Source organism: Ruminococcus sp. AF17-22AC (assembly GCF_003460065.1).
Lineage (GTDB): Bacteria > Bacillota > Clostridia > Lachnospirales > Lachnospiraceae > Blautia_A.
The window spans coordinates 60,870-77,152 of record NZ_QRXT01000008.1 but is presented as its reverse complement, the minus strand read 5'-3'; the positions used below and the strand labels follow the sequence as shown (position 1 = coordinate 77,152).

General features: G+C 43.5%; 17 protein-coding genes. 11 read left to right on the top strand and 6 right to left on the bottom strand.

Annotation, left to right across the window (positions count from 1 at the left end; genetic code table 11):
- Position 1: 1 nt before the first annotated feature.
- Both DWW86_RS12020 and DWW86_RS12015 read right to left on the bottom strand, forming a co-directional pair.
- Positions 2 to 370 carry a DUF3783 domain-containing protein gene (locus DWW86_RS12020; protein WP_117943376.1) on the bottom strand — a complete coding sequence of 123 codons (369 nt, stop codon included), beginning with the start codon at positions 368 to 370 and terminating at the stop codon, positions 2 to 4.
- A 23-nt stretch (positions 371 to 393) separates the two neighbouring features.
- The gene (locus DWW86_RS12015; protein ID WP_015543187.1) at positions 394 to 666 is read right to left on the bottom strand and encodes a hypothetical protein; all 273 of its coding nucleotides are present in this window, start codon (positions 664 to 666) and stop codon (positions 394 to 396) included.
- Between the two features lie 189 nt (positions 667 to 855).
- Here DWW86_RS12015 and DWW86_RS12010 point away from each other — a divergent pair, with 189 nt between their 5' ends.
- Positions 856 to 1,845, top strand: a complete 990-nt coding sequence (locus DWW86_RS12010; protein ID WP_117943374.1) for an aldo/keto reductase — start codon at positions 856 to 858, stop codon at positions 1,843 to 1,845.
- 221 nt (positions 1,846 to 2,066) lie between these two features.
- Here DWW86_RS12010 and DWW86_RS12005 read toward each other — a convergent pair whose 3' ends face one another.
- Positions 2,067 to 3,254, bottom strand: coding sequence for a M20 family metallopeptidase (locus DWW86_RS12005; RefSeq protein WP_117943372.1), 1,188 nt, complete (start codon positions 3,252 to 3,254; stop codon positions 2,067 to 2,069).
- Between the two features lie 220 nt (positions 3,255 to 3,474).
- On the opposite strand from DWW86_RS12005, the gene DWW86_RS12000 reads away from it, so the two are divergent.
- Complete coding sequence (locus DWW86_RS12000; RefSeq protein WP_117943370.1) at positions 3,475 to 3,978, top strand: NUDIX hydrolase; 504 nt, start codon at positions 3,475 to 3,477, stop codon at positions 3,976 to 3,978.
- A 49-nt stretch (positions 3,979 to 4,027) separates the two neighbouring features.
- Here the strand turns inward: DWW86_RS12000 and DWW86_RS11995 are convergent, their stop codons facing one another.
- Positions 4,028 to 4,690, bottom strand: coding sequence for a Crp/Fnr family transcriptional regulator (locus DWW86_RS11995; protein WP_117943368.1), 663 nt, complete (start codon positions 4,688 to 4,690; stop codon positions 4,028 to 4,030).
- A gap of 144 nt (positions 4,691 to 4,834) precedes the next feature.
- Between DWW86_RS11995 and DWW86_RS11990 the strand changes: the two genes are divergently transcribed.
- The 3 genes from DWW86_RS11990 (at position 4,835) to DWW86_RS17155 (ending at position 6,796) form a co-directional block, all read left to right on the top strand.
- The gene (locus DWW86_RS11990) at positions 4,835 to 5,545 is read left to right on the top strand and encodes a 4Fe-4S binding protein (protein ID WP_117943366.1); all 711 of its coding nucleotides are present in this window, start codon (positions 4,835 to 4,837) and stop codon (positions 5,543 to 5,545) included.
- A gap of 116 nt (positions 5,546 to 5,661) precedes the next feature.
- Positions 5,662 to 6,453: a ParA family protein gene (locus tag DWW86_RS11985; protein WP_072522882.1), complete on the top strand. Its 792-nt coding sequence runs from the start codon at positions 5,662 to 5,664 to the stop codon at positions 6,451 to 6,453.
- Positions 6,440 to 6,796, top strand: a complete 357-nt coding sequence (locus DWW86_RS17155; protein WP_072522883.1) for a hypothetical protein — start codon at positions 6,440 to 6,442, stop codon at positions 6,794 to 6,796. Before DWW86_RS11985 ends, DWW86_RS17155 begins: the two co-directional genes overlap by 14 nt.
- 169 nt (positions 6,797 to 6,965) lie before the next feature.
- Here the strand turns inward: DWW86_RS17155 and DWW86_RS11975 are convergent, their stop codons facing one another.
- A complete protein-coding gene (locus DWW86_RS11975; protein ID WP_072522884.1) occupies positions 6,966 to 7,460 on the bottom strand; it encodes a DUF2798 domain-containing protein in 495 nt (164 codons plus the stop codon).
- 404 nt (positions 7,461 to 7,864) lie between these two features.
- Positions 7,865 to 9,337, bottom strand: coding sequence for a helix-turn-helix domain-containing protein (locus tag DWW86_RS11970; protein ID WP_117943364.1), 1,473 nt, complete (start codon positions 9,335 to 9,337; stop codon positions 7,865 to 7,867).
- A gap of 311 nt (positions 9,338 to 9,648) precedes the next feature.
- On the opposite strand from DWW86_RS11970, the gene DWW86_RS11965 reads away from it, so the two are divergent.
- The 6 genes from DWW86_RS11965 to DWW86_RS11940 are packed head-to-tail and all read left to right on the top strand — an operon-like array spanning position 9,649 to position 16,195.
- Positions 9,649 to 12,618 carry an InlB B-repeat-containing protein gene (locus DWW86_RS11965; protein WP_181985351.1) on the top strand — a complete coding sequence of 990 codons (2,970 nt, stop codon included), beginning with the start codon at positions 9,649 to 9,651 and terminating at the stop codon, positions 12,616 to 12,618.
- A gap of 15 nt (positions 12,619 to 12,633) precedes the next feature.
- Positions 12,634 to 13,119, top strand: a complete 486-nt coding sequence (lepB, locus tag DWW86_RS11960) for a signal peptidase I (protein WP_117943359.1) — start codon at positions 12,634 to 12,636, stop codon at positions 13,117 to 13,119.
- Between the two features lie 52 nt (positions 13,120 to 13,171).
- Complete coding sequence (locus DWW86_RS11955) at positions 13,172 to 13,630, top strand: NUMOD4 domain-containing protein (protein ID WP_072522889.1); 459 nt, start codon at positions 13,172 to 13,174, stop codon at positions 13,628 to 13,630.
- Positions 13,631 to 13,659: 29 nt separating this feature from the next.
- A complete protein-coding gene (locus DWW86_RS11950) occupies positions 13,660 to 14,700 on the top strand; it encodes a DUF7601 domain-containing protein (protein ID WP_117943357.1) in 1,041 nt (346 codons plus the stop codon).
- Positions 14,697 to 15,461: a class B sortase gene (gene srtB / locus DWW86_RS11945; RefSeq protein WP_117943355.1), complete on the top strand. Its 765-nt coding sequence runs from the start codon at positions 14,697 to 14,699 to the stop codon at positions 15,459 to 15,461. Before DWW86_RS11950 ends, srtB begins: the two co-directional genes overlap by 4 nt.
- Positions 15,458 to 16,195 (top strand): streptococcal pilin isopeptide linkage domain-containing protein, encoded by a 738-nt coding sequence (locus DWW86_RS11940; RefSeq protein WP_117943455.1) that lies wholly within the window; start codon positions 15,458 to 15,460, stop codon positions 16,193 to 16,195. Before srtB ends, DWW86_RS11940 begins: the two co-directional genes overlap by 4 nt.
- Positions 16,196 to 16,283: the final 88 nt, after the last annotated feature.

Genomic DNA, 16,283 nt, shown 5'->3' with positions numbered 1-16,283 from the left:
ACTAAATAAAACGCAGATGTTCTTTAAACAGCTCCTGATACAATGCTTCCGCAGTCCAGAAGATATTGTGTGGGGTAATGATAGCTTTTAATGGAATAGATGCTGCGCCGGTCTGCTTATAGTCGGCGAGAAAGGCATCCATCTGTGTGGAGTCGGTCCCGGAGAATACCATCATTCCGAGTGGGAAATCCGGGCCGATATAATTTGTTTTTTCTTTGTGAAAGCCCTGGATTCCGGCAAGAAAGCCAAGCTTCTGCCCATAATTTATCCGGGAAATTTCTTTTACCTGCATTCCGTTTTTCAGGGCAGTACTGCGAACCGCTCTGAGTTTTTCTGTTTCGAGTCCGAAAGTTAATATAATCTGTGCCATTTTTCTACCTTTCTAAATCAGTTTTAGAGCCCATTCTGATACACGTCATTGATCACGCTCTGGGCCTGTTCCAGTTCTTTTTTCTGAATGATCGCATTTCGGTCACTTAAGATCGCAAGCATTTCATCTATGAGGTCTTCAATCCGCGGATTGCTTATTCGATAGAGATATCCGAGCATCCGGGTGGCAGTATAATCTGTATTCATATTTTTGTATGCAATCTCTGCACAAAGTTCTTTGGGATATCCTTTGCTGAGTAAAATTTTATATAATTCATCAGTACGTTCTGATGCCATGATCTGTCACTCCTCTATAGTATTTCCATTTCGTGTTTTTATGTATCTTGATTATAGCAACAAATAAATCGAATGGCTATTCCATTTTCGGAAAAGTAAAAGCCTTACAAAATTTCTTGACTTTCGAAATATTTGAACGGATAATCTTCTAGAGAAGGAATTTGAATATCATTTTGGAGGGTGAAGGAAATGTATACAGCATCGAAAGAACGATATACACAGATGGAGTATAAGCGCTGCGGAGACAGCGGCTTAATGCTTCCGAAGGTGTCTCTGGGACTGTGGCACAATTTTGGTGACACAGCGAATTTTGAGAATATGAAAAAGCTTTGTTTCACTGCATTTGACAATGGTATCACACAGTTTGACCTTGCAAATAATTACGGACCGGAGCCGGGAAGTGCCGAGAAAAACTTCGGCCGTATTCTGAAAGAGGATCTTGGAGTTTACCGAGATGAGCTGATCATTACAACAAAAGCAGGATATGATATGTGGGAGGGCCCTTACGGGAACTGGGGAAGCCGCAAATATCTTCTTGCAAGTCTTGACCAGAGCCTGAAACGAATGGGACTGGAATACGTCGATATTTTTTATCATCACAGAATGGATCCGGAAACTCCTCTTGAAGAGACAATGGGAGCGCTGGCAAGCGCAGTGCAGAGTGGAAAAGCAATCTATGTCGGTCTTTCCAACTATGACGGCCCTACACTGGAAAAAGCAGCTGCAATCCTCAAAGAGCTGCATTGTCCGTTTGTAATTAACCAGAACCGCTATTCTATTTTTGACAGAACTGTAGAAAAAAATGGATTAAAAGATATGGCGGGCAAACTGAAAAAAGGTCTGATCACATTCAGTCCTCTTGCACAGGGACAGCTGACGGACCGCTATCTTCATGGTATTCCGGAAGACAGCCGAATCCGTACAGATGGAAGATTTTTAAAAGAAAGTACACTGGATGAGCACAGGCTGGATCAGATTCGTAAGCTGAATGATCTGGCAGCGCAGCGAGGTGAGAAACTTGCCGACATGGCACTCGGATGGTTGCTTCATCACGACGAAGTTACAAGTGTACTGATCGGTGCATCAAAACCGCAGCAGATTCTTGACAATGTAAAAGCAATCAGCTGTGCACCATTTACAGAAGAAGAACTGAAACTGATTGATGAGATTTCAGCGTAATTATTTAATACGCTGTAGAAGATATAACAGAAGTATAGCAAGGCTGTCGTACTAAGTGCGGCAGCCTTTTTTGCGGTGCGCCCGGTGGCGCGTCCGCTGATTCAAAGTAGGTGCCGGACAGGTCGCAAATGTTCAGTATTATATAAGCGGAGAGGGCACGAATGGAATCTGACCAAAAGTCCACGTGATGTTTGATGGATATCATGATGTCGGTGAAGCTTTTATTTTGATTTTTCTTCCAGAAAATCGTACGCGAACTGTGCGTACATAGCGGCTCCGCGTTTTAAGACACTTTCATCTACGGTATAGTGATCGTTGTGATTTTTGGCGGTGATACCGAGAGATTTATTCTGGCTTCCGACCAGCCCAAAGACACCCGGAACCTTTTCCATATAGTAGGCGAAGTCTTCACTGATCATCATTTTCGGGAATGGTTTCAGACAATCAGAACCGTACATTTTGGTAGCGGCATTTCTTGCAATCTGTACCAGATCTTCATGCTCATTAATGATAGGAGCCGGAAAATATTCAAAAGTCAGAGTAGCCTTTGCTCCCATGGAAACAGCTGTATTTTCAGCGATTCTGCGGAGCAGAGGCTCCGTTTTTTTGCGCATTTCAGGGGAATGGGTACGCGTAGTTCCCTCCAGAATGACCTTATCAGCAAGAATATTAAAGCGCTGTCCGCCTTCTATCTTACCGACGGTGACAACCAGTGGATTCAGAGGATCATTCATACGGGAAACGATTGCCTGAATTTCTGTGATGATATAAGCGGCAGTCAAAATCGCATCGGCACCCTGATGCGGGGTGGAACCATGAGAAGAAACACCCTCGATTTCAATTCGGAAATTGTCACAGCTGGCCATACGTGGGCCAGATTCAAAATTCATATAAGGTGCATCCAGATCTCCCCAGATATGTGTGCCGTAAATGGCATCTACATCGTCCAGAAAACCATGCTCGACATAGTACTGTGCACCGAGGCAGGATTCTTCTGCAGCCTGAAAGATGATCTTTACATTTCCTTTCAGGTCTTCTTTTTTTGCCATCAGCATACGGATTCCGCCCAGAAGCATGGCAATATGGCAGTCGTGTCCACAGGCGTGCATGACACCTGGATTCTGACTGCAAAAAGCAAGTCCGGTGTGTTCATCAACGGGAAGTTCATCGATATCTGCACGAAGAGCGACTGTCTTGCTCTCAGGGGTAGCTTTGCCTCCCTCGATCATCGCCCAGAGACCGTTATAATCCGGATAATAGTGAGGAGTCAGCCCCATTTCTTCAAGAAGTTTTCCAATCTGCCCGGTGGTATTTTTTTCCTCAAAAGAAAGCTCCGGATGCGCATGAAAATAACGCCTCTGCTCGATGATCCAGTTCTCGTTTTGTTCTGCCAGATTCTTAAAATTCATGTCGATCTTCTCCCATGCAAGTACATTTTCTGGATTTATAGTAGCCGAAAGAGCAGAAGCTGTCAATGGAAATCCGAAACTCCCATTTGCAATCCCCTTTCTGGGATGCTATGATAAGCACCAGAAGCATGACTGGGAAATTCGCCAGAAATACAATATAAAAATTCAATACAAAGTTTAACAGGAAATTTAATACAAAATTCAACAGGGAGACAAAGAAATGGAATACTGGGATATATATGATAGAGATAAGAAACCGACGGGCCGCACAATGAAACGCAACGACTGGTGTCTGAAGGACGGGGAGTACCATCTGACAGTACTTGGGGTGGTGGCGCGTCCGGATCACAAATTTCTGATCACGAAACGAGTCATGACGAAAGCATGGGCACCGGGATGCTGGGAGGTTTCTGGTGGGGCCGCGCAGGCTGGTGAGGAGTCACGCGAGGCTGTTCTTCGCGAAGTAAAAGAAGAGACCGGCCTTGATGCACGGGATGCCGACGGCGGTTATTTGTTTACTTACAAACGTGAAAATCCGGGCGAGGGAGATAACTATTTCGTCGATGTATATCGCTTTATCATGGACGTTAAAGACGAAGATCTGCACCTGCAGGAAGCAGAAACAGATGGCTATATGTTTGCAACTCTGGAGGAGATCAAAGCCTTTGCAGCAGAGGATAAATTCCTTCATTATGACAGTATCAAACAGGCCTTTGAATTCTGATAAAGCTGTCGTATCAAACATGGCAAAACGCGATAAAAGCAAGTACAATCTAGTCGATATCTTTTAATACAAAACTATTTTTGTGATAGTCCAGAAGCCCTTCTTTTTTCATTTTACCGAGTTCCTTTGACAGAGCGCTGCGATCCAGACTGAGGTAATCTGCAAGCTGCTGGCGGTTCAGCGGAATGTCGATGTAACGGCTTTTCTGCAGTCCTGCCTGATAGGAAAGATAGGAGAGCAGACGATCGCGGATCTTCTTGGAAGAGGTGTGCAGGATGCGGCGTGAGAGCAGCAGGTTTTTGCGTGCGCTGATTATCGTCATATTGTGGATCAGATGCGAATATTCACCTTTTCCGGAGGCAGAAAGCCTGAAAAGCTCAGGTACATTCAGAAAGAGGATTTCTGCTTCTTCCATTGCGATGACATCGACCATCATCGGTTCGTCGGGAATACAGGCATAAGCTTCTGCAAATACTTCCCCGGCGCGTGCAAGACTTATGATATTTTTGTTGCCCCACAGGTCATTGTTTTCAATCTGGACAGTACCGTATAATACGATTCCTACATCAGTGACAGGAGTTCCCGCAAGATAAACCGGGGCTCCTTTTTTATATTTTTTTGTAAAAGTTTTCAGTCCGTACAGAAGGTTTTCCGTCGCGGAGGGGGAGCACCCCTGAAACAGTGCTGTGCGGGAAATCAGTTCATAATCCATAACAATTCTCCGTTTTTGCTTATTTTGTGGTTATAACCACGGATTTTTCCTTGTTAGTTTAGTATTCTTTGGGTGTAAGGTCAAGGCACAAAAAGAAAAAGAGTAAGAAGAAACCAAAAAATAACAAAAACAGGAGGATATTTTATGATCAGAAGAATTATTCACATAGACGAAGAAAAATGCAACGGGTGTGGAGCGTGTGCGGCCGCCTGCCACGAAAGCGCAATCGGAATGGTTGACGGTAAGGCGAAGCTTCTGCGTGACGATTACTGCGACGGACTTGGGGACTGTCTGCCAGCCTGTCCGACCGGTGCGATCACATTCGTAGAGAGAGAAGCAGCAGCTTATGATGAAGAAGCGGTACTTGCAAATCAGCGAAAAAAAGCAGAAGAGAATAAATCAGCACATCATATGAGCGGTGGATGTCCGGGAAGCCGTATGCGTCAGATGAAGCGTGAGGTGGCAGCAACTCCGACTGAAAATAAAATGGAATCTCAGTTGCAGCAGTGGCCGGTGCAGATTAAGCTTGTGCCGACTCAGGCACCGTATTTTGAGGGTGCGAAGCTTCTGATCGCGGCAGACTGTACTGCCTATGCCTATGCAAATTTTCATCAGGATTTTATCAGAGGGAAAGTTGTTTTAGTGGGCTGTCCGAAACTGGACAGTGTAGACTACAGTGAAAAACTGGAGGAGATCATCCGAAGCAACAACATCAGTAGCGTGACGGTTGTACGTATGGAAGTTCCGTGTTGTGGTGGACTGGAAATGGCAGCAAAAAAGGCTCTTCAGAACAGCGGGAAATTCATTCCGTGGCAGGTTGTCACAATCTCCGTCGACGGGAAAATTCTGGACTGAAACAACAGTAACAAACAACGTTACCTGCTAAAATAATAAGCAATAAGCATTGCCAATTTTGACAGAATCCCTTATAATGTGACATAGGAAATGACATTTTTTATGGAGGGATTCCGATGGGAAAGACCGTGACGATCTGTTTTACCAATAACAAAGGAGGCAGTGGTAAATCTACTACCTGTTCGAACCTCGGTGCGGCGATGGCGCGTGCCGGAAAAAAAGTACTTCTGGTGGATGGAGATATGCAGTTGAATCTGTCGCTGGCATTCTTTCCGGAGGATTGGGTACTTGAACATGCACAGGGAGAAAATAATCTCTATTATGCAATTGGGAAACAGGCGGATCTGACAGATTATATCGTGCATACACCGTACGAAAATCTGGATCTGGTTCCATCTTCCACACTGATGAGTTCAATCGAATATGAGCTTTTTACAAAGTGGCAGAGAGAATTTATCCTGCGAAAATGCCTGCAGAAGATCAAAGATTCCGAAGTTTATGACTACATCCTGATCGATGCACCGCCGACACTTGGCGGCTGGGTAATGAATATCCTGTGTGCATCTGACAAGGTGATCATTCCTGTGGAAGCAAGCCCGTGGGGAATGTTTGGTCTGGCAAATATGTTTGAGTTTCTGAATGAAGTAAAGCAGATTTCACCGGAACTTGAGGTTGCCGGAATTGCTGTTACGAAGGTCGATACCCGTAAAAATTACTTCAAACAGACGATGGAAACCCTGCATGAGCTGGAAAGTATTTATGTATTTGAACATGTGATCCGCGTAGACAGTTCCGTAGAATGGTCCCAGGATAACAGTGTTCCGGTAGTTGAATATAAGAAATCCAGCAGAAGTGCAAAAGAATATATGGAATTGGCAGAGGAGGTCATGAATCGTGTCAGTAGGTAAAGACAGCATCCTGCGTGCAGCAAATGCAGATGCAAAAACAACAGAAGTAAAAGCAGAAGCAAAAACGGCAGAAGAAGTAAAAGCTCCGGCAAAAGCAGAGGCAGCGAAAGCACCGGCAGCAAAGAAAGCTCCTGCAAAGAGAACCGCAGCCAAAAAGACAACAACTGCGAAAAAAACAACAACCACAAAGAAGACAACGACAAGAAAGAAAACTGTGAAGACATCCGTTCTTACACCACAGAATTCTGAAGAACTTCAGGCAGCTTTTGTAAAAAATGCAGAGCCGGAAACTGTTGCAGGACCGGTTCATATCAATGAAGATCTTCCTGTATATCTTCTGTAATAAGAGAAGATTTCGACTCCAGGTCTTCTGAATTAGAAATCAAAGAAAACAAAAATCTGGTCATGCAGAGAGTCTTCTAAGATCTCCACAGACCAGATTTTTTACGCCAAAGTATGCAAGAGAAGTTGCCAGTGGCAAGTTCACTGTATTGAAATACTTTATATCAGATTTATTCAGCAGATGCAGAGACAGCCTGTACAGCTTCATTTTCTCTGAAAATATGTCTGAAAATAAAGCGTACGATCGGACCTGCATAGATCAGCTGCCAGAAGAATGCCATTGGGAAATTCATTGCGGTTGTCTGAAGCCATACAGCGACGAACTGGCTGCCGGCATTTTTAAACAGGATTGTTGCGGCAAGGCTCATAAGCGGACACATAAAAGCAACAGATGCCACGGAGATTGCAAGGATCTTGCTGAACGGATGGCTGTTTCTGAAATCAACCATACGTGCAGCGCACATGAAAGCAAGCTTGGATACAATAAAGAAATCAAGGATGAAAGCAATCGGGCCCATGATCACAAGTTCATGAAATGCGGAGAGAAAAACTTCATTTGACATTCCGCCGATGTTGAGAGAGATGTTGTAACAGATCATCGCATAAACCATAAAAAATACCATAATGATCGTAAAAATAACTTCCTGAAATTTGTTTTTAGGCATAAAAAAACCTCCTTAAAATGATTAAATTGATACACTACTGTTCATAGTAAGTTACGTGAGCATGTGTTGTTCGTTAATCATTCAAAGAGAATGTGCGTTTCCAATTAGACCATATTCAATTTTGCGTGGATTATATTAACACACAGAAAAAAAGATGTCAATCATAAATTTCGCAGTATATAAAAACCAAAATACAAACCGGTCAGACCAAAAGAGAGGATTTTTGACGAAAAAGGTAAAAAAATTGCCCACACAATATGCCACATATTGTTTCATGTAGGAAAAATGTTATATACTGTAAACAGTTAAATGATCCGGTGAGTATGAAAATGAAAAAGAAATACCCTGATGAGTACTGAGCATTTCAGTATACATCAGGGTGTTTTTATGTAAATAACAGAAGATCATTCTGTTTCGGTTCTTTCCTTTTTCAGATAATCAATGATCTGCCGAATCATGGCAACACTTTCTTCTTTGCTGTAAAAACAGCTTTCTTCCATATTTTCCAGATAGTCACGGAAAATTTCTACCAGCTTTGTCTCTTCTATGTTCAGTACAAAAATTTCACCGGCATTGTTTTTGAAGATCATTGTACCGGAATTTCCGCGGATGCAGAAATGAAGATTTCCCGGGAGATGATTCAGTGGTTTCTGAAGAAAACGGTACGCACCGGATTCGCAGCATGCACATACACCTTCCAGAACCTGTATGCGCTGTCTAGTAGTCAGTGGATGATAAAAAATCTCCGGAATCTCATCTGTGCGTCCGGAACGTACAAACTGCAGAAGTCCCTCATATGTAGAATAGATAAAAAACTGCTGATTTTTTATTTTGTCCATACTCATCTGAAATGCCTGTTCAGCCATGGCAAGGATCGCATCTGCATTCGGGAGATCGTGGTTAAACATCTCACGCAGCAGAGTACCGGTAAAAAATGGTGTCAGACAGGATTCCGGCTGGATGCCGAGCAGGTCATTTTCGGCGAAATCGGAATCAAACATGTTGCCGATTACAACGGCATGATTTTCCGGAGTAAGCGGAGCAGGAGTGAAGAACAGTGTACACTGTTCCTGATAGGATATGTACAGATTTTTAAGCATACGCAGTACTTCTCCGGAGCGGAAAAAGATGCCGGTCTGATAGTCTGAACTGCACAGAAGCGCTTCATCTGAAGTAAGAATCATGCACGGATAAAGATTAAAGCTCTGGTAATGTGATTCAATATTGTCATAATAATAGTACAGTGAGTAGTCATGCCCTGCCATATAAAGCGGGAATACGCTGTGCAGGTATTTCAGGTTGATGAGCTGATGATCATCTGTAAAGGTTGTCTTGGTTCCGACGCACATGATCTGGCTGATCTTCAGCGAATCGGAAGGATTCAGGCTTGCAAGAAGATTGAACAGGAATTTGTAGTCCGGCTGCAAAAAGAGACTGATCTCACCGGAATCACGGTCTGCTTCCGAAAGGATCATCTGGTGGACATAATAGTTTATATGCTGCAGAGAAGTCAGTGAAATACAGTCGGACCGGTTTTCTGCATAAGTAAGATCCGGAGTAAAAGAACAGCCGCAGAATTCTGCAGAAGGCTGATCCGGAAAATTGCAGATAAAACTTTCCACACTTTTTCTTTTATAATACGCATCTGCGCCGATTCTGGCGACATCCCAGCTTTCTTTAAACTTTTGCCATTCCATCGGAGAGAGGTGCATAAACTGCGCCATTTTTTTTATGATTTCATCAGACGGAGGATTACGCTTTCCACTGATAAATTTGTACATAGTTGAACGGTCTGTATCACAGTATTTGGCCATGGAATAGACTTTGATTTTTTTGTCATCGATAAATTGACTGAGTGTGTCGGAAAAAGCAGACATATAAGAAAACTCCTCATAGATTATTCGTTGATATAAGCATAGCATGAGATGCCCGAAAAGTCCTGTATTTATTGAAAAACAGTGAAAATAATTTCTGAAAAATCCGGAAAGACCGAAGAATGAATGTCGAACTTTATATGAAAAACACGAATAATATATGCAAAAATGACGCTGTAGGCTGCAATTCTGGAAGTTGTATACTCAATTACGCGCTGATAAACTATAGGTGTCACAGAAAACGGAGTAATGCTGAAACAGAAAGACATAAAAACTGTGACAAATATGAAAAAGGAGGAAGGGAGAAAAACGGAATGTTAAAAGGAATAAGAAAGATAATGGTATTCCTGTTGACGTTGGCTGTGGTCTTATCCTTCATCTGCCAGACAGATCCGCAGATTTTTGCACAGAGTCCGGATGTTACTGACGATGAAGCAGAGGTGGCTGTTCAATCTGATGAGACGGCACTCCCTGAAGATGAACAGACGGCAGAAGAGGGGCCGCAGGAGTCGAAAGAAGCGGCAGAGGAAGAAGTTACGAAAGAAGAAACGCAGGAAGAAACTCCAGTGTCAGAGACGACGCAGATGCAGGACACAGATGCGGACGAGCATCGGGGGATGGTAACGAAGCAGGAAACGGCTGATTCGACAGAGGTATCCGGGAATGCAGAGATGAGTTCGGATGAAGCGGGTTCAGTCAGCGTACAGACAATCCTTATTGATCCGGAAACACACTTTACGGTAACCTGCCGTTTTTATAGAACAGAAGATAAATCAGAAGATCCGATTAATACCCAGATTCTTTCTGAAAATGAAATTCCAGTAAAACCGCAGACACCGGCGGCATCCGGTGAAAATGCAGATAAGAAAAAATTCCTGGGGTGGTTTCGGGAAGACGGAACGGAATTTACAGCAGAGGATTTTTTGAAAACAGGTGCACAGATTGCCGGAAAACAGGACGGTAATCTCACAGAAAATGTGGAACTCGATCTTTTTGCAAAGTTCAGTAATGTACATTATGTCTATTACAAAACAGATAATGGAGAGCATGGTAGAATCCTTCATACTGAAGCATTGGCAGATGGTGAAAAAATTATACCTGTTTCAGAAAATTATGGATACAAAGCAGAGGTGGGATATGTATTTGTCGGCTGGTCCGGGAACGCAGAGTCCAATCAACCGGACAGTGAATATACGATCAGCAGCGCAGACGGTGATTTTATCCTTTATCCGGTAGTAAAAAAAGCAAGCTGGATACGCTTTGTATCAAATGGTGGAACGGCAGTAGATCCGCAGCTGGTTTCCTATGGTGAGAACTCACAGAAGCCTTCTGATCCTGTGAAAGCCGGATATATATTTGACGGATGGTTCACCGATGAGGATTGCAGTCAGGCATACACATTTGGACAGACGGTAGAAACAGATCTTATTTTGTATGCGAAATGGAGAGAAGGAACTGCCGGCTACAAGGTTGTGTACTGGAAAGAAACGTTGACGACAGGTGTATATGATTATGTCAGTCAGGAGTCGGCAAGCGGTGCGACTGGAAGTACTGTGAAAGCAGATATTTATGGAAATGCCACAAGGTATTCCTGCTTTCATTATGATTCAAAGGCATCGAAAGATGTGACGATCGCAGGTGACGGGTCTACGGTACTGAATGTACGGTATGCGAGAAATTCTTATGTTTTTAAATTCCATCTGAATGACGGAAATGGAAGTATTCAGATCGGAGGAAAGACATATACAGGAAGTAATTATTCGTTTACCGCAAAATACGGTGAAGCGATCGCAGACAGATGGCCGGCCGGAAATGAGGTACAGTACAATAACAGTGGTTGGGGATGGAACTGGTATTTTAATGGATGGAAAGGCGGAAAAAACACAGAAATACTTAAAACCTCAAAGCGACAGACAGTTACAGAGGACTTAATAAGGACAGATAAAGACAATGAAATACAGAATTATACAGCAGACTGGCAATCGAATTTGTATAAATTGGATGTACGTTATTGGGGACAGAACGTAGACAATGATGAATATACAGAATTAACAGATTACAGCCAGTTTGTATATGCGGCAGGATCTTTTAATCCCAAAAATATTACGGGATATGACTATGAGAAGCAGGAAGTGACCGATGGTGGACGGGAAAATGCAGACCAAACGTATAATTTTTATTACACACGAAAAACATATGACCTCCAATTTTACAATGTCAGTCAGAAACCGGTAAAAACAGTTCAATTTATTCGTTTCGAGAAGGATATTTCCAATCAGAATTGGACACCGCAGCCGCCGGATTCACTTCCGGAATATATGACGGAATTTGCAGGATGGTATACAACTCCGGGATGTGAAGAGGGTTCTGAATTTTCTTTTGATAATGCAAAAATGCCGGCATCTAATCTGGCACTTTATGCACAGTGGAGAGCAAAGACGATCACAGTTACGTTTGTGACCGGGGAGAATGCAACACAGATTCCGGAACAACAGTTTGAAGCAAATCATGTGGCACGGAAGCCGGAAGATCCGGAGAGGACACACTACAGGTTTGTCGGATGGACAATGGATGAAGCAGGAACGCAGCCGTTTAACTTTGACCAGATTCTCACGAAAGATCTTACGTTGTATGCGCAGTGGGCAAATGAAGGCAGTTACACACTTACTTATGATGCAAATAACGGAGAAATAAATACTCCGACATTGCTTGATACCAGACGTTATGCGGGCGGTGCCAAAGCAAAGATGGCGGGAGTCCCGAAAGACTGGGCGGTGCCGGAAAACTCGAAAGGATTTCTCTGCTGGAATACAGAGGCAGATGGTACCGGTATGGATTATTACCCGGGGAATGAATTTGTGATGCCGGAAGAGGATGTGATCCTTTATGCAAAATGGACACAAAAAAGGAAAACAACGCTTACCTATAATTACAACGGCGGTATGGTAAATGGAGAGAAAAAAGCAGACGATGTTGTGGAAATCGAAAATCCGAATGAGAACTATACAATCAATAACGATTGTGTTGATGTAAAGATGAGCGGATTTTACTTCGCCGGCTGGAGCACTTCTGCGGACGGAAGCGATGGAGTCCTTCTGAAGAAAGGTGATGTGATCCGAATCGATACATTGGATGAAGATAGCAACGTGCTTTATGCGCAGTGGAAAGAAGAAACACCGGCTCCGATGGGTATCACAGATGAGCCACTTCCGTTTGCTGTGATGTCACTTGCAGGAATCGGCGTGGCCGGACTTCTTCTGAAGCCGGCACGGCGGAAAAGATAAAAATCGGAGAGAAATATGAGAGCACTTCGTAATTTTCTGGTCAGGCTGTTTTTGCTGATCACGGTTATCGGGATTCTTTTTGGAGTGGTCTTTGGGCTAACGCCTATGGCAAATGCAGATATGCAGCCGGCGGTATGTGCGGGTGATCTGATGCTTTATTACAGACTGGACAAAAATCTGAAAAGTGATGATGTTGTGGTATTCCAAAAGGAAGGTATACAGTATACCGGACGGATCGTGGCAGTGCCCGGAGATGTTGTGGAGATCACGGATGAGTCAGATTTAATGGTCAATAAAAGCACGGTGATGGAAGACAATATTTTTTATACGACACCGGCATATGATTCAGAGGTGGAATATCCTCTGGCGCTGAAAGAGAATCAGTATTTTATTCTCTGCGACAACAGGGAAGGAGCAAAGGACAGCAGGTCTTTTGGGGTAGTGGATACAAGTGAAATAAAAGGAAAAGTCATTACCATAGTACGCCGTTCGGGTATCTGATGGATGAGTGACGGAGCAGTAAAAAAGATTACAGACAGGATAAGGTGAGAGTATGTGGCGGGATATAAAAGGATATGAAGGACTATATGAGATAAACGAAAATGCAGTTGTCCGCAGAGTAGACGGCACAGGAATTGACGGGAGAAAGGTTTCTACGCATGTAGTTGTGTCTTCACGTACGAAAAAAGGGACACGTTACATTGCACTCTGGAAAGAGGGTGGGCGCAGAACCTATATGCTCCATAAACTTTATGCGACAGCATTTCAGATGTCGGAAAATGAGGCGATACGGAGATTGTACCGTGGCTTTAACGGAAATGGGGAGGCAATCCACAATGTATGCGGGACACTTCTTGAAAGTCTGAAAATCTATGAAAAAGAACAGGCGGAAGGACTGAATAGGAATGATGAGATTCTGTATATCCGTCAGTTTCTGGAAGAGCTGAAGACAGACATGGAAGAAAAAAACAGGTATCTGGAAGAAGTTCCGCAGAGGATGGCAGAGATGTAGCAGTAAAAAGGTTTAAGGAGGAAGTAAGTATGATAAGCAAAGCGAAATTTATGAAAAAAATGGCAGCTGTTGTAATAGCTGGTGCAATGATGACGGTAATGGCTGTGCCGGTCATAGCAGCAACCAGTCCAATCGGCAAAGGTGTTGACGGACTTAAAATTTCAAAAACACTGGAAAAATATGAAAATTCATATATACCGAATACAACTTTTGGTTTTGAGATTGCTCCGGGAGTTGCGGATCCGGACAATAAAGTAGAAGTCGGCCCTGCAGGCGGTGTAACTTTTGCGAATGGATCTACAACAGGAAGCATTGGTTTTTCATCTGCAAAAAGTGATATCGGGAGTAAACAGAAAACGAAGGATACAGCACTTATGGTCAATGCATCATCGTTTGTTGAACCGGGAATTTACCGTTATGTGATTAAAGAGACTTCGACAAGTGGATTTGAAGGCATTGCTTATTCTACAGAAAAAAAGATTCTGGATATCTACAAATATTCAGATGACTCTTTTGACTACCGCTTCTTTGATGAGGCCACCGGAGACAAGCTGTCGGAAGCAAATTTTACGAACACATATAATCATGCAGAAGGTCAGGTACAGGATCTGACGGTATCAAAGACAGTAACCGGGAAGCTTGGTAATCTGTCAAAAGAATTTGCGTTTAATATTGCAATAAACAGCAGCAATAACGATGAAGTATATTATGTTACAAAAAATGGTGAAACAGCAATTGAACAGTGGAATGGAAGCAGTACAGCAATCACACTGAAATCAGGCGACAGTGTTACAATCTATGGCCTTTCTGCAAATGATTCTTATACTATTACAGAGGTTGAGGCAAATGCGAATGGTTATACAACCAGCATTGCAAATGCAGATTCTTCTAAAGATGGTACGGCTACCGGAACAATTACGGCAGATACGAATGTCAGCTATACAAATACAAAAGATGCAACACCTCCGATGGGTATCGTAATGGATATCGCTCCATATGCGATCATGGTAGCAGCAGCCTTTATCCTTGGTTTTGCGTTCCTTCGCGTCAGACATTACGGAAAAAAATGAAAATAATTGTTTTTGTATCAAAGACAGGTGACTGGCTGGTCAGCTTCGTGGCGGCAATTCTGGCAACTGTGATGCTTTTGTACGGCGTCTATGCCCTGTGGGATACGGCAATGCTGTATCAGGGGGCGTTTGTCTCTCAGAATCTGATGAAGTATAAACCGTCTGTGTCAGTGGATGAGGATGATGCAGGTCTTAATGAACTTCTGGCAATCAATCCGGATGTCCGTGGATGGCTGACGATAGACGGCACCCATGTGGATTATCCAATCGTACAGGGCGAAGACGATATGGAATATGTAAACAAAGGTGTGTATGGAGAGTTTTCATTGTCCGGGACCATTTTTTTGGACAGTGAAAACACATCAGATTTCAGCGACTGTTATAATCTGCTCTTTGGGCATCATATGGCAAATGGTGCTATGTTTGGGGATGTGGTCCGGTTTACTGACAGGACTTATTTTGAAAAGCATCAGACAGGGAGGCTTTTTTATCCGGATGGAAGAAGCGTTGAAATCACTTTGTATGCGTGTCTTCAGACGGATGCTTATGACAGGCTGGTGTACCGGCCGGAAGTCAGAAAGCAGGAAAACATGGCAGAACTGCTTGCATATATCCAAAAAGAAGCTGTGCAGTACCGGGACATCGGAATTACCAGGCAGGACCGGCTGATCGGGCTGTCAACCTGTGCTGAGGCAGAAACAAATGGCCGTGTGATCCTCTTTGGGCGGCTTGAAAAAGAAAAGCAGGTGAATCAGACATGATAAAAAAAATAAAAAAGTTATGCAGGCTGCTCTGCATTTCGGCGCTGATCGGGATACTGCTCTTGCCGGGTCAGGTGATGGCGGATAGGGGAGGAAACAGCTGCCGGGTCACACTTCCGGTTTCGGTTATTTACAGGAACCAGAACAGCGCAGACAGCAGAGTTTTTGAGTATGTGCTTTCCGCAAAGGAAAGCGGGGTACCGATACCACAGGAAACGGAACTTTGTATTACAGTCTCAAATGGAGCGGGCAGAGGGTTGTTTGGAGCAATCGAATATACGGAACCCGGGGAATATCATTATGAAATATCTCAGAAATCCGGTTCCGTAAAGAATATACGATATGACCAGAGCCCCTATGAAGTGACGGTATATGTCCTGAATGATGGACAGGGAGGATTCGAATCAGAAGTCTGGGCATCAAGGAAGGGAAGCGGAAGTAAAACGGATGCAATTCAGTTTGTGAATACAAGACTGATTGCAAAAAAGCCTGTTGCGACACCGGTCATTACCCGGATACCGACAACCAAATCAACTACAGCGCTTAAAAGAGCGACAACGGTGCAGGGAAGACCGGGCGGCAGTACGACGGCTGTATCACACAGTGTGAAAACAGCATCCAGTCCGAAGACCGGAGACAATACACCGCTTGAAGTATTTGTCGGAATCCTTGTACTTTCGGGAGTGATGGCAGCGGCGATACTGGTACTCCGAAAACGGCAGAAAAAGCAGTAAAAGAGAAGTAGAAATTTGCTGTGGCAATGTTTCTGAAAATATCATAATACAAAAATACCGGTGGAATCGAATCAACGTTCCACCGGTA

Bases quoted from the DNA above. Each gene is read 5' to 3' on its own strand.
- DWW86_RS12020 (WP_117943376.1), bottom strand. From the start codon at position 370: ATGGCACAGATTATATTAACTTTCGGACTCGAAACAGAAAAACTCAGA.
- DWW86_RS12015 (WP_015543187.1), bottom strand. From the start codon at position 666: ATGGCATCAGAACGTACTGATGAATTATATAAAATTTTACTCAGCAAA.
- DWW86_RS12010 (WP_117943374.1), top strand. From the start codon at position 856: ATGTATACAGCATCGAAAGAACGATATACACAGATGGAGTATAAGCGC.
- DWW86_RS12005 (WP_117943372.1), bottom strand. From the start codon at position 3,254: ATGAATTTTAAGAATCTGGCAGAACAAAACGAGAACTGGATCATCGAG.
- DWW86_RS12000 (WP_117943370.1), top strand. From the start codon at position 3,475: ATGGAATACTGGGATATATATGATAGAGATAAGAAACCGACGGGCCGC.
- DWW86_RS11995 (WP_117943368.1), bottom strand. From the start codon at position 4,690: ATGGATTATGAACTGATTTCCCGCACAGCACTGTTTCAGGGGTGCTCC.
- DWW86_RS11990 (WP_117943366.1), top strand. From the start codon at position 4,835: ATGATCAGAAGAATTATTCACATAGACGAAGAAAAATGCAACGGGTGT.
- DWW86_RS11985 (WP_072522882.1), top strand. From the start codon at position 5,662: ATGGGAAAGACCGTGACGATCTGTTTTACCAATAACAAAGGAGGCAGT.
- DWW86_RS11975 (WP_072522884.1), bottom strand. From the start codon at position 7,460: ATGCCTAAAAACAAATTTCAGGAAGTTATTTTTACGATCATTATGGTA.
- DWW86_RS11970 (WP_117943364.1), bottom strand. From the start codon at position 9,337: ATGTCTGCTTTTTCCGACACACTCAGTCAATTTATCGATGACAAAAAA.
- DWW86_RS11965 (WP_181985351.1), top strand. From the start codon at position 9,649: ATGTTAAAAGGAATAAGAAAGATAATGGTATTCCTGTTGACGTTGGCT.
- lepB (WP_117943359.1), top strand. From the start codon at position 12,634: ATGAGAGCACTTCGTAATTTTCTGGTCAGGCTGTTTTTGCTGATCACG.
- DWW86_RS11955 (WP_072522889.1), top strand. From the start codon at position 13,172: ATGTGGCGGGATATAAAAGGATATGAAGGACTATATGAGATAAACGAA.
- DWW86_RS11950 (WP_117943357.1), top strand. From the start codon at position 13,660: ATGATAAGCAAAGCGAAATTTATGAAAAAAATGGCAGCTGTTGTAATA.
- srtB (WP_117943355.1), top strand. From the start codon at position 14,697: ATGAAAATAATTGTTTTTGTATCAAAGACAGGTGACTGGCTGGTCAGC.
- DWW86_RS11940 (WP_117943455.1), top strand. From the start codon at position 15,458: ATGATAAAAAAAATAAAAAAGTTATGCAGGCTGCTCTGCATTTCGGCG.